The organism is Chitinivorax tropicus (assembly GCF_014202905.1).
GTDB lineage: Bacteria > Pseudomonadota > Gammaproteobacteria > Burkholderiales > SCOH01 > Chitinivorax > Chitinivorax tropicus.
On record NZ_JACHHY010000025.1, the window covers coordinates 1 to 13,711 of the forward strand.

At 53.4% G+C, this 13,711-nt stretch carries 6 protein-coding genes and 1 pseudogene; 3 read left to right on the forward strand and 4 right to left on the reverse strand.

Annotation, left to right across the window (positions count from 1 at the left end):
* A pseudogene (locus HNQ59_RS16555) lies at nt 1-321 on the reverse strand (transposase); the annotation flags it as partial.
* Nucleotides 322-1,356: 1,035 nt separating this feature from the next.
* Here HNQ59_RS16555 and HNQ59_RS16560 point away from each other — a divergent pair.
* Both HNQ59_RS16560 and HNQ59_RS16565 read left to right on the forward strand, forming a co-directional pair.
* On the forward strand, nt 1,357-1,668 hold the full coding sequence (locus HNQ59_RS16560; RefSeq protein WP_184041546.1) for a hypothetical protein: 312 nt from the start codon (nt 1,357-1,359) through the stop codon (nt 1,666-1,668).
* Nucleotides 1,669-1,866: 198 nt separating this feature from the next.
* Nucleotides 1,867-7,734, forward strand: coding sequence for a TcdA/TcdB pore-forming domain-containing protein (locus tag HNQ59_RS16565; protein ID WP_184041511.1), 5,868 nt, complete (start codon nt 1,867-1,869; stop codon nt 7,732-7,734).
* Between the two features lie 294 nt (nt 7,735-8,028).
* On the opposite strand, the gene acnB is transcribed toward HNQ59_RS16565, so the two are convergent.
* Nucleotides 8,029-10,617, reverse strand: a complete 2,589-nt coding sequence (gene acnB, locus HNQ59_RS16570) for a bifunctional aconitate hydratase 2/2-methylisocitrate dehydratase (RefSeq protein ID WP_184041512.1) — start codon at nt 10,615-10,617, stop codon at nt 8,029-8,031.
* Between the two features lie 213 nt (nt 10,618-10,830).
* Here acnB and HNQ59_RS16575 point away from each other — a divergent pair, with 213 nt between their 5' ends.
* On the forward strand, nt 10,831-11,727 hold the full coding sequence (locus HNQ59_RS16575) for a transcriptional regulator GcvA (RefSeq protein ID WP_184041513.1): 897 nt from the start codon (nt 10,831-10,833) through the stop codon (nt 11,725-11,727).
* Nucleotides 11,728-11,867: 140 nt separating this feature from the next.
* Here HNQ59_RS16575 and HNQ59_RS19740 read toward each other — a convergent pair whose 3' ends face one another.
* On the reverse strand, nt 11,868-12,677 hold the full coding sequence (locus HNQ59_RS19740) for a PEP-CTERM sorting domain-containing protein (RefSeq protein WP_246491050.1): 810 nt from the start codon (nt 12,675-12,677) through the stop codon (nt 11,868-11,870).
* Nucleotides 12,678-12,812: 135 nt separating this feature from the next.
* Entirely contained in the window at nt 12,813-13,625 is an 813-nt protein-coding gene (locus HNQ59_RS16585) for a PEP-CTERM sorting domain-containing protein (protein ID WP_184041514.1), read from the reverse strand.
* Between the last annotated feature and the right edge of the window lie 86 nt (nt 13,626-13,711).

Below are 13,711 nucleotides of genomic sequence, written 5' to 3' on the forward strand. Positions count from 1 at the left end.
AGGACTTGAAGCGGCGGTCGAGCTCCGCCTGGGCGAAAAACGCGCTAGCAAGCTTCAGGATTTCATTGGCTTTGCGAAGTTCTTTGACCTCGCGCCCAGTTCCTTGACGCGTTGCAGCTCCGACGTGGTCGGCCCTTCTGCCTGGCCAATACCCCGTTTGTGCCGTCGCACCCAGGTGAGCAGGGTCTGCGGCGTGCAACCAATCTTGGCAGCGATGGACTCGATGGCTGACCACTGCGACGGATGATCAGCACGGCATTCAGTGGCCATGCGCACAGAGCGCTCGCGAACTTCGGGGGAGAACTTAACTGACTTCTTCATCGCTCTATCTTCTCAAGAGTTAGAGCCTCCATCAAACCCGGGGCGGTTCAGTTCGATTGACTGATTTTGCATATCATCGGTCACCGAACATCAGGCATTTCAATTTTGCTGGCGATGTTGCTGATCGCGTCAGCAGGACTCAGCACCCAGATGAACTCTGTCGGCGCGACACGGCCACATCCCTACACCTACCAAACACCCCGCATCAGGCCACACCCTTCAATTCTTTTTCCTTGAGTAGATCAGCACCGATAGCCTATCCATTGATTTACATGACTCTGTTATCTCAATCCGATGCAGGATGGGCCTTCCCACCCCCCAAGCCAATCCACGCCACTGCAACCACCCAAGCGTCATATCAACAACAATGACCAGCATTCAGCTGAACATTGCATCATGCCAGCTGACTAGGCATTTCCATAAAAGTTCAACCATATTTTCGTAATATGAATCAGATTTTTCAATATATATAAAAATAAAAATTGAATATATATTTTCACCTTTCAGAAATTTCAAAGAAGAAAGTACGGAGCCGATCAAAGACCAATATATAACCAATTCAAGATAAAAAGAACAGGAGCTTAGAAGGCGGTACTGCATCAAGCACCCAGCTATCTTGGACAGCTCACGGTCTACCTTTTTTCGCTAAAAAATAACAATCTATCCCTGCCCACACGACCTCTAACAGTGGTCATGCAGGAGGGCTTTTTTCCAAAAAACCGTAACCACTGATCAGGATCTCCGCACGGAAACCATGAACAACATGCACAAATTGAGATATTCAATCATCAACAACGCAACCTCTTTACGTAAGACACGAAATAGCAATTCCACATGACAATACAAAGTAACTACACTGAAATCATTAAATTTACTTAGGTATTTTTACCAAAACATGATCTTTATAAATTGAAATCATAATTTACTCTGTTACTCACAAACACCAATCAAGATATCGCACTGAAAACGCGGAAATCTCTCCAAACAATCACCATGCCATCTCAAATATTTTTCTCGGAAGCGGAAGGTTCTGAAGTGCATCAAACGATCAGTGGTTTTGCCTATCAGGAAAGGCTGTTGCTGCACTACCGGATACCAGCCGACGTCGAGCCGTCACAGCGTGAGCTGGCGGGCGAAACCGCCGATGGTGAGCCGATGGTCTGCCATTTCAGTCATCTGGATCTCAAGCACCGACTGGTGCCCACCCGCATGTTGAAACAGGACATCAGCTTTGTTTGGGCCGGGATGACTTTCATCGCAGAGATCAAGAACGACAGCCGCCGTGTCATCGACTACCTGCTGTCCCCGATCAAGGAGGTCTTCAGTGAGGCTATTCGCGAGCGCTGAGGGGCAACGACAGGGCGCCGACGCACCACGTGCAGCACTTCGCAGAGTGTCCGGTGCAGGTCAGCTGGATTCGTAATGGATATGGAGGACTCATCAAATGAATGAGGAGGTAACCACCACAATTTGAGCAGCAAATCATGACTGGACGCTATGAATGCCATAGCGTGATTTTGAGAATTAGCTAAGTAGGAAATTTACATGCCACGCGCGCACAGCAAAACAGAAGTCAATGTCAATCGAAATGGATTTAATTTCTCCTGGACATTCGATCCATCAACCGGCCTATCGGAAGGCTTTGATTTTTCAAGAGCAGAAGCAGCCCTGAAAGAAAAAGACTATGTCTTTGTCGGATACCATGGCACGAACATAGCAGCGGCCAAATCCATTGCCGAAGATGGCGTCAGAGACCCCGGAACCCGGAGTAAGACTGATCCGAATAATGTTTTCTATACCTCGCCCTCTGCAGAAGTGGCACATGGCTATAGTTTGCCGGGGGTGGCCAATACCGAAAAGGAGATAAAGGCACTCGGAAACTCACGTGGCGTTCTGTTGAGAGTCTATCTACCTGCTGAGGTAGTTCAGAAATACGGGTATCAGTTTGATGCATCAACTGATGCTCACATATCGCTCGGTGACGCCGATGTTCAAGATCTGCTCCGTCATATGCAGTCAAAAGGCGAACCTTTCCTGTTATCCGGGCCGCAAGGCTCTGCTGCGGAGGACATGAGCCATCGACTACCCGAGACCTTGATCAATTACCGGATGGCGGAACAGGCGATTGCCATCCCGTCGACAGTTGTCGGAACGAATCTGGATTTTGATCTTTATAGATCATCCAGCGCAGAGCCAACTGATCTTGCACATGTCAAGACCTTAGGTGTGTCAAAGAATGCGGCAGGCAAGCTGGTGTTCACACCACAGGAGTCACGTGCTCAATTGATTTCCGACATCTACGAGCCTGGGCTCGCCATGAAAGATGTTCAGCCCGTCCCGCGTGTCGATGTGGACCCAGCCGCTTTCTTTGCGCCCTCCGCCGAACCTGTACGTAATCTACTATTATGGAATGACTTCCAAAATACCCATGCCAAAACATTTTCGGCATTGGCCAATAGTAAATCCGTCGTTTCCAAATTCGTGCCACAGTCATTGTTCCTGAAGCAAGCCGAGGGCGATGCGCGTCTCGGGCTATGCAAAGGATTGAGTCAAATATGGGCTCAGGTCATGATGAAGGGTGGCGATACTGCGGTACAAGGCTTATTTGACAATCTGTTCATTTTGTCAGCAATGGAAGACCCCGCACGAACCTCCGTTGATGACTTGGCCTTTTCCAATATCTTCCGCAGTAATGTGGAGGATATCCACAATCAAATCAGTAACACGGATCTTTCCGCCAAAGGCTCACTCAGTTTGGCCGAGGTGATGTCTGGTCTGGCTGCAGCCAATCAAAGCAAGACATGGATGCTCAATACCGCAAACCACGCCATGGCGCTTTCTGTTACGGTAGAAGGCGGTCAACGTCGCTATTCGTTTTATGATCCCAATCTGGGGCAATTGACCTTCAATACGTCAGACGTGGATGTGGTGCGTAATACCATCCAAACACATCTGAACAACCTGCGGGATCTCTATCAGGTTAGTGACCGTTTTGCCGCAGTCTATGAGGTCAATCCTCCACAGTCCAGCCTAGCAATCGATGTGATGACCAAGCCATATCAGACCACGCTCGAAAAGCTGGTGGCAATGGACAACACGCAAGGTAAGATTTTTGGGGCAGGGCAGACAATTGGTCGCGCAGACTTGTTCAAAGCCGGCGCAACGATCAACGGTAACAGAGTCAACGAACGGACTGATTTCGACGCAGTCAACACGATGTCAGATCTGAAATTTGACAGTGAGCTGTTGTTGAAACAGATGATCGGCCTTTCACCCGAGACCACCGCGCAGTACATCACGCTGTTTGGCAGTAAAGCCAACACGCCGTTGAATGATGCCCAGCTGGTCAAACTGCTGGCAAGTAATGCCAGCCCAGAGGCGCTGGCAACGATTGCAACCTATCTCCATCTCCAGCTCCCTGACGCAGCGACATCACTGATCAATGCTAAACGTTCACCCAGCCTGGCTGAACGTCTTGCAGCCTACGCCAGTAAGTTGCTTACAGATAAAACCAATCCTCCCAGCACCTTTGGGCAGGAAATAGAGCACTGGTTCAAAGTCCAGGTATATGTTGATCAAACCGCGCCAGCAAGCGGGCTAATGGTGAATGATCCAGATACGGTGCGCAAACTTGGCAGCCAGCTGAAATTGGAAAATGGCAAAGTTCTGCTCGACATCAGCCAAGAGTCAGGCCTGTCCCGCACCCAAGCCCAGAGAATGCTGGTCGATGCGGTCAGCGCGGCCTCCATTTCCAAACAATGGAACACGGCAGTCGCAGCCCTGGCGGAAAAGCACGGCTTGGTCGACTGGCAAGCCCAGCCGCAGATCAAGGAAGAGCTTGCAGGTGACAAGATAGCGTTTTATAACCCCAACACGGAAGAAGTATGGTGGGTGGACGTGGACAAACCTGTCTTCCGTGAATTCAGCGATTTTATCAAGGAAAAAGCGACAGCATTCAGCCGTGGCATGCAATATGACCCGAAAACGGGTGAGGCATCCGTGCAGGAGCATGCATCGCCGGCAGTGCACACCGCGACAATGAACGCAGCCTTTCTGATCCAATCTCTGTTGAGCCTGCAGGATCACGGCCTCGATCACGCGGGGCCGGCATTGAAAACTGCACTGTACTTGCAACTGGCTCAGGGCGCACTCGGCATTGCCCAAGATGCTATCAGTGTTGCCTCTGTGGCCCGGGCTGCTATCAACAGTGAAGCGCAGATTGTCAACGCAGTCAGCAGAGCCACATCTGTCGTCAGCAAGGTATCGTCAGCGGCAGGTTCGGTGTTCGCGGTAGCCAATGTAGTCATGTCAGGTGTGCTGCTGGATCAAGCGATTCAAAAAAATGACCCCGTGGCAACTGCAAGTGCTGCAACCCAGCTGGCTTTCGCAATTGGAGGTGCGGGCCTTGCGGCTGGTTCATTGGCAGCCAGCGCTACGGGCGCGGTAGTGGCATCAAGCTTTCTCGATGGGCTGGCCGTACCGTTGGCAGGTATCAGCATCGGCGCAGTTGCGCTCGCTGAAGCCTATGCAGACAATGCCAGGAAATTTGACGAATTGTTGAAATATATCAACAATGTCGGGGAAAGTCTCGAAAACGGTGGCATTGTCAAGGATGCCGGGGCTGGTGTTCTGCGATTCAATGGTGATGTTGCCCTCAGCGAGATCAACCTGAAAAACATGAACATCCACTATGGAGATGTCAAGGCTACCGCCACTACAGGAGGAACCGATCGAACGACCCCTGATGGCTTCCCCAGTTATTTATCATCACCTATCGAGTCCAAAAGTGTTTCGGTTGATGTGTACTACCAACTGAATAAACAAAAGACAGATTTTAGCTATAGATTCAGTGATCCAATAACAACGCTGATTTTGCCATCAGGCACCTCTCGCTTCCTGGCACTATCTGACACTGAACAAGTGCATTTTAAACGCCCTTCTATTAAGCGCTCTGCGGCCTATACAATCATGGAAGGCGATCCGAATTTCATGGTGGCGTGGTTTGCCCCTCCGGGGGATTGGGCCTACACAAAAATAGATGTTCAACATAAATTCACCCCAGTCAATGTCATTCTCGATACCCGAGTCAAGACCATCATGACACCTGTCCTGAATACGGACACATCAGATGGACAAAAAGCAGATTCGTGGATGCGTGAGAATTTGTCGTACACACTGAACGGAGGTGGGGGCCAATACCGATTCGTTCTAGGAGATGGGCCGTTCAACCATTATGTGCAAATCAAGCAGTCCGGCCTCAAGGAGGAGGCTTGGTTGATTGACCCCTCCCCTCGTATTGATCTGAATGCATGGAAAGGCGAGAGCATACCATTTGTTGAGCGGATTTCCGGGCCAATCAATTCTGTATTGAGTACATTGCAGTTTGGGAATCTCTGGCTGCAAGTCAAAGGACAATCAATACGCTTTGATAGCAACCCACACAATGTCATGGTCGGCCTGCCAGACCTCCATGGAATACATTTGTGGGCAGCTCTCGACTTCAGCACCGGCAAGATGAGCATATCAGCCGACTTCCGTCACCCACTATATGATGCGCACGCTCCTGCCCGGAACATGCATTTCTTCGCCAAGGTTTTGCAAAGTTCGAGCATTACAAAAGATGCCCGTGTCACCAATGGAAAGGACATCCGATTCACATTCGGCCCGAACCTCAGCGGTATCTACAATGCCGAGAGCGATAGCATCACCTTCCTCAAGCAAGATGCCAATGGAAAAATCAGCGGTATCTGGATGACAAATGAGAACATGCTATGGGACTTACAAGCTGACCCAACCTTCAGCACTTATCAAAGCTATGATCAGATACTGAGCGCACAGAGCCAGCCTGTTCACCAAGGTGAGATTTTCACCAAGGATGATCATATGTTCATGAAAGCTCGTCTGCCGAATGGGACCAGCGGTCAATACGTGGCGGAAATCACGCCAAATGGTTTGCTATACCGCTATATCGACTTGACTTCACCATCAGACTCGGTGATTTCTGCACTTAAAAAAGGCCAGATCAATAGCCCTGATCAGTTGGCGGCAATACTTAAAGATGAGCTGGGATCAGCCGGTGTCACCATTGCAGCGGATGCGCTGCTGGTCACGGGTGATGCTAGAAATCGCCTATATTTCCAAGGCACGGATGGTAAGTATGCCCTGTCCCAAGGCACCTACACAGACAAGGGTGCCCGTTATACCTATAGCGCCCTTGATAAAGAGCAATTCATTCTGATCAAAGATGATATTGCCAACTATTCAGATACCTTGACCATCGATACCAGCGATGGGCTTTGGGCTGGTTGGGAGCCAACCAATGTCCAATTACTGGTGGAAAGCGATAGGCCTTATATCAACATCACCGCCGATGTAATGAGATTTAAAGAGACATTCATCGAGGCAACCGCCGATGGCGTGCTGCAGCAAGTCAAGTTCCTGTTTGACAAGAGCAAAATGTCAAATCTGAAAATTGAAAAGGATCTCGATGATCTCGTTCTGACCTTCGCTTCAAATGCAATGAACGGGCAGATCTCTCATATCCGGCTCGGGAATGCGCTGAAGGCAGGCTCACCGCAAGCCAATATTCAATTTGGCCAGGGACAGATCTATACACCCACCTCGCTATTTTTGAGCCAGTTCATGGGAACACCATCCACTTCTGGTGCAGGTGACTTGGGCACCAGCAAGCCACTCGTCAGCCAAAATGTGCTGGGTCTGGCGGATGGCGTGATGGTTCCAAAAGAGAAACGAAATGGGCTCATTGATGAGAGCTTCTTGACTGGAGATGGCCAGACCCGATTCGAAATCTTGTTTGACCAAAAAGAAGCTGCGCTATTCAGCCACGAGCTTGGCGCCTACGAAATCGACGACGCTGGCAATATGGTGAATCCCCGCATCCTCTCAACCAACCCGGACGTGATGAGCGATCAGACCATTTCGGTTGATGTAGCCCAAGGTAATCAGCTTGGATTCTTCATCATACCGAAGAATGTACTGCCCGGCGCTGGTGTATTGAGCTTGAAAGGTGCCCGAGGAGAGCAAGCGAATGTCCTGGACTTGAGCATCGGCGACGTGAAACTGACCCTTGGCGGGGTGGAGGTGGCAACACCGCTCCATAGCTATGGGAATTTCCTGAACCCAGATGATGTGGAGCATGTGGTCTCTGGTAAGTCGCAAGATGGTCAACGCCTGGTGATCGGTTTTGAGGACCAAGTGGGTGGTGGTGATTTTGATTACGACGATGTGGTGTTCAGTGTCAAACGGACTCCATCTGCGCCAACTCAACTCACCGCTGACAAATTGATCCAATCCATGGCGGGTATGCCCTCCAAAGGACTGATTACAGATGCCGTGCACGCTCCAGCATCCAGTAAATCCGCCCTGATCAATCTGGCGCCTTCGCGGGTCTGATTGCAAGTTCTCTGCACATTGGTAGTGCTTCGTACAACCGCCCTGTTGGTGATCCGCCGGCAGGGCGGTTTTTGCATGGTGGATGGATTGATCCACGGCATTGTGGCAGCCCCTACTGGCTGCTGGATCACAGAATGGCCATACCTATCCGCACTTCTATCAGCTAGCCATCAACACATCTGGCGCCTGAGTGGATCCTGTACACACCGTACAACTCTCCAGCGCGGTATGCTGGATGGCGCAAAGAAAAACGGCCTGCATCAGCAGGCCGCTTTTTTTATACCCAACAACAGCTTACTTGACAACGACCGTATCTGCGACGTCCTGATAGGATTTGATCTCGTTGAAGTTCATGTAGCGATAGACCTTGTCGGCATTTTGGTTGATGACGCCGATGTTGGCCATGTATTCCTCGTAGGTCGGAATCTTACCCAGCATGGAGCAGACTGACGCCAGCTCAGCAGAGCCCAGGTAGACGCGGGTATCCAGGCCGAGGCGGTTCGGGAAGTTACGGGTCGAGGTGGAGAACGCTGTGGAGCCCTTGCGGATCTGTGCCTGGTTACCCATGCACAGCGAGCAGCCTGGCATTTCCATGCGGGCACCGGTGCGGCCCAGAACGCCGTAATGGCCTTCTTCGGTCAGTTGTTGCGCATCCATCTTGGTCGGCGGGGCCACCCACAGACGTACAGGGATGTCGCTCTTGCCTTCCAGCAGCTTGGATGCGGCGCGGAAGTGACCGATGTTGGTCATGCAGGAGCCGATGAACACTTCATCGATCTTGTCACCAGCCACATCAGACAGGGTTTTCACATCGTCCGGGTCGTTCGGGCAGGCCACGATCGGCTCTTTGATATCAGCCAGGTCGATTTCGATCACTGCGGCGTATTCCGCATCTGCATCGGGCTGCAGCAGTTCCGGTTTGGCGATCCAGGCTTCCATCGATTTGATGCGACGCTCCAAGGTGCGGGCGTCAGCATAGCCATTGGCGATCATCCACTTCATCAGGGTGATGTTGGATTGCATGTACTCGGTGATCGGCTCTTTGTCCAGATGCACGGTACAACCTGCAGCGGAGCGCTCGGCTGAAGCATCGGACAGCTCAAATGCCTGTTCCACCTTCAGCTTGGGCAGGCCTTCGATTTCCAGGATACGGCCCGAGAAGATGTTCTTCTTGCCCTTCTTCTCAACGGTCAGCATGCCTTGCTTGATCGCATACAAGGGGATGGCGTTGACCAGGTCGCGCAGGGTGATGCCCGGCTGCATTTCGCCCTTGAAGCGCACCAATACTGATTCCGGCATGTCCAGCGGCATCACGCCGGTGGCAGCGGCAAACGCCACCAAGCCAGAGCCCGCCGGGAAGGAGATGCCGATCGGGAAGCGGGTGTGGGAGTCACCACCCGTGCCCACAGTATCGGGCATCAGCAGGCGGTTCAACCAGCTGTGGATCACGCCATCACCTGGGCGCAGTGCCACGCCACCCCGGCTGGAGATGAATGCTGGCAATTCGTGGTGCATCTTCACATCGACAGGTTTCGGATACGCTGCGGTATGGCAGAACGATTGCATCACCAGATCAGCCGAGAAGCCGAGGCAAGCCAGGTCTTTCAGCTCGTCGCGGGTCATCGGGCCGGTGGTGTCCTGTGAGCCGACGGTAGTCATCTTTGGCTCGCAATAGGTGCCAGGGCGCACGCCTTTGCCCTCGGGCAGACCACAGGCGCGACCAACCATTTTCTGTGCCAGCGAGAAACCTTTGCCGCTGTCTGCCGGGTCTTGCGGCAAGCGGAATGCGGTCGATACCGGCAGGCCCAGCGCCTCTCGTGCCTTGGCGGTCAGGCCACGGCCAATGATCAGCGGAATACGGCCACCAGCGCGGACTTCATCCAACAAGACGTCCGATTTCAGTGCAAACTGGGCAATCTCTTCACCATTTTTCTCGACTTTGCCGTCATAGGGGTAGAAGTCGATCACATCGCCCATGTCCATCTTGGCCACGTCGATTTCAACCGGCAGCGCGCCTGCGTCTTCCATGGTGTTGAAGAAGATTGGGGCGATCTTGGTACCAAAACAGAAACCACCAAAGCGCTTGTTGGGTACGAACGGAATGTCATCGCCCGTGAACCACAGCACCGAATTGGTGGCGGATTTGCGGGAGGAACCCGTTCCCACCACGTCACCCACATAGGCGATCTGATGGCCTTTGGCTTGCAGTGCGGCCAATTGCTTGATCGGCCCGACCTTGCCAGCCTCGTCCGCCTCGATCCCTGGGCGCGGGTTTTTCAACATGGCCAGCGCATGTAGCGGGATGTCAGGACGTGACCACGCATCCGGCGCGGGGGAGAGATCATCGGTGTTGGTTTCGCCGGTGACCTTGAACACGGTCAGGGTGATCTTTTGTGGCAGCTCTGGGCGACTGGTGAACCATTCAGCATCGGCCCAGCTTTGCAGCACCGCCTTGGCGTTGGTATTGCCCTTGTCCGCCAGCTCTTTCACGTCGTGGAAATAGTCGAACATCAGCAGGGTCTTTTTCAGGCCCGCTGCGGCAACCGCACCAACTGTGCTGTCAGCCAACAGGTCGATCAGCGGCTTGACGTTGTAGCCACCCAGCATGGTGCCCAGCAATTCTGTTGCTTTTTCGCGGCTGATGAGCGGGCATGCCTCCGTGCCGAAGGCGACAGCAGCCAAGTAGGATGCCTTGACCTTGGCCGCGTCATCCACGCCGGGAGGCACACGATGGGTGATCAGATCGAGCAAAGTGGCCTCTTCACCAGCCGGCGGGTTTTTCAATAACTCGACCAGCCCAGCCACTTGCTGTGCGTTCAGAGGCAACGGCGGGATGCCAAGAGCGGCACGTTCGGCAACGTGCTGACGGTAAGCTTCAAGCATGATAATGACCTTTATATGACGGAAAGCAGCGCTGCGGCCTCCTCCACCCCGCGACAACAGGGCGTGATGCTGCAGGCCACCGGTTGACCCAGTGCCAGCCCGACCATCGTCCAGACAGCCAGCCCAGCCTTTTTATCGGCGTGTAGATTACGCTTAACTGCTTAGATACACAAACGAGTAATTGCAACATGACTTGTGAGTTAAAATCACAGGATGAACGAGCATATCCCACCCCTCAATGCACTGCGAACTTTCGAAGTAGCTGCGCGATTGAGCAGTTTTTCAGCAGCTGCTGATGAGCTGTTCGTCACCCATGGTGCTGTGAGTAAACAGATCAAGCAGCTGGAAGACTGGCTAGGCGTCAAGCTGTTCGAACGCACGGGTCGCCGTGTCAAGCTCACTGAGCTGGGGTGGCGCTATCTGGTGCAGGTGCAGGACGGCCTCGATATCATTGCCAACGCCACCGCCCAGCTGCTGCAGCCCAATGTGCAACGGCGGCTGGTGATCAACTCCACGCCGACGCTCGCCATGCATTGGCTACTGCCACAATTGCCGGATTTCCAGCGCCGGTTTCCCGATGTTGAGATCCGCCTGATGACCTCTGACCGCGATGTCGGGCGCCTGGATACCGCATTCGATGTCGCATTGCGCCGCTGGCCAGGGGATTGGCCTGGCTACATCGCTCAGCCGTTTCTGGATGAGTGGGAGATCCCGCTCTGCAGCCCCGCCCTACTCCACGAAAAACCGATCAAAACCGCGAGTGATCTTGCACAGCACACCCTATTGCAAGCCGACACCCGACCCACTGCCTGGCAACGCTGGCTGACCCTGGCCGGCGTGCCGGATCTCAAACCCGCGCATACACAGCAATTCGACCATTTCTATCTCGCACTGCAAGCTGCCATGGATGGCCTGGGTATTGTGCTGGGCCCACTGCCGATGATGCAGCCCGAAATCGAGGCGGGTGGCCTGATTGCGCCCTTACCGTCACCCCGTGTACCAGTCAGAGGCTACTGTTGGGTGGTGCCCCGCGCCGTCATGAACGACCCCGCCATCGAAACATTTTGCCAATGGTTGGAAAGCCGCTCGAAGCCATCAACAAGCTACTGAATTTATAGACCAGGCATGCCGATAGCCACCATTTTTCGCATGATGATCATCACAGCCATTCGGCTCGATGGTCGTTCAAATGCGCCAAAAGCCGCTTACGCGGCTTTTGTGAATGGCTTGCTACCGTCAGGTGCCCGCCCTCAACCCATACCGGACATGATCCGACGACGTCTTTGAATTGCGAAGCCGACGATACCAAGCCCTGCCAACATCATGGCGTAGGTCTCTGGCTCCGGCACGGGTTGCCCCCACAGCGCATTCGCCACATTGACGCGCGAGAAATCGGTCAGGAAGACATCCATGGCACTGCTACCCAGATTCTCGAAAGTCACGAACATGCTACCCACACCTTCCGCGAAGCTGCCAATCCGCCCACCTGGACGGGCAATCTCGAACGCGTCGAAGCGGCGGGTGGTGGCGCCGTCTGGCGATGGAGCAGAGGCGGAGACTTCTAGACTGGAGAAGAAGTTGAACGCTGGCTCGTAGATGGATTTGGGAAAGTTACCCGCCTTATAGCCATAGTTCAGCATGATCTCCAGCCGCCCAGCTCCGAGCAATGTAAAGTGCCGGGTGAATGAGGAAATGCTTTGCACGCCCGCTGCAAAAGGCATCTCCCCCAGGGCGACACGCTGGGTGGTGGTGGTGCCGTCGGTGCCGGAGTAGCCCGATACCTTGCCACCCTGATAGCTCAATTCACCTGCTTCACCACCCAGCACCTTGGTGTCATAGCGATCCACCTTGCGCGGTACATCGACACCGATGGCCAATACACGATTCGGGTCTTCCACATCACGAATCGTCGGGGATTGCCCATCATTCGGATCGGTATCGATCAGCCGGTACTCCAATCGATGCCAGTATTCTGCATAGGGCGAATTCGCCCATGCTGGCGCACTCAGCATCACAAGTGCCGCGCAACTTGCCAATCCCAGTTTTTTCTTGTTCATCATCAATGAGTTCCTTCCCTTGCGGCCTGAGCCATACAGGCATGCCCGTCAGCAGGCCGATCTACATCCCAATGGCGGCTTGGCTTGGCCGATAGTTGCAATGTTGTATCGGCTGTCCGTTTCCGCCTACCAACCTGCTTATACGCCCTGGCCAGCCTTATGGCGGCGTGATCGCCGCACAGCGAACGCCACCATCAAGCCCCCAACCAGCATGGTGGCGTAGGTTTCCGGCTCGGGTACGGCTGCCACGGTCAGCCCGGACTCGCTGCCCAAAGTAGTACGCAGCATGAAGGTGGTCGGGTCTGTACCAAACGATTGAGCCGCCACGAACAGGCGTCCGTCTCCCGTTTCGGCCAAGTCCGGCCTGACGACAAAATTGGCGTGATCGGTGCGCGTCAAATACCCGCTCGGCGAATCCATGGCGGTGGACAGACTCAACTCGGCAAAACCAGCCGCCAGCGTGTTCTCGCCGTCATGCTGCTTTTCCGAAAAACCCCGATAGTGGTAATTCATGGAAATTTCGAGGCGCCCTGGGCCGGACAGGATCATTTCTCCATAACGAACCAAGTTGGCAAAGGTCGCGAAATGATTGTTGCTGCCCTGAGGCACCGGAGACATGACTACCGCCGTGTCTGCTCCCATGGCGGCCCCATTCACTTCTGCAGAGACCTCCATGCCTTGTGCCACATGCGAGACAGCGAGCGGCGATAACCAATCGGTGACACTTTTGTTGTCTTGCCAATTGATCGGTGAAGTGGCACCCGACACCTCGCTACGCACCGTTCGGAACGACAAGGTCGGGACAATGCCATCCATCGGATCGGTATCCACCACCCTGATATTGAATGAGCTGAAATCCGCCCACACACTCATGGATGATTTCACCGACCCCGCTACAGCCGGCAGTGACGCGGCCAGCAGCAATGCGGGAAGGGTAATATGTAGTTTCACAGCGCTTTCCTTATCAAAAATATTTAACAATGAAGCACCAGCCAACCAATAAAAGCACAATCCACGCCATTGCATGCTTTTCTCAA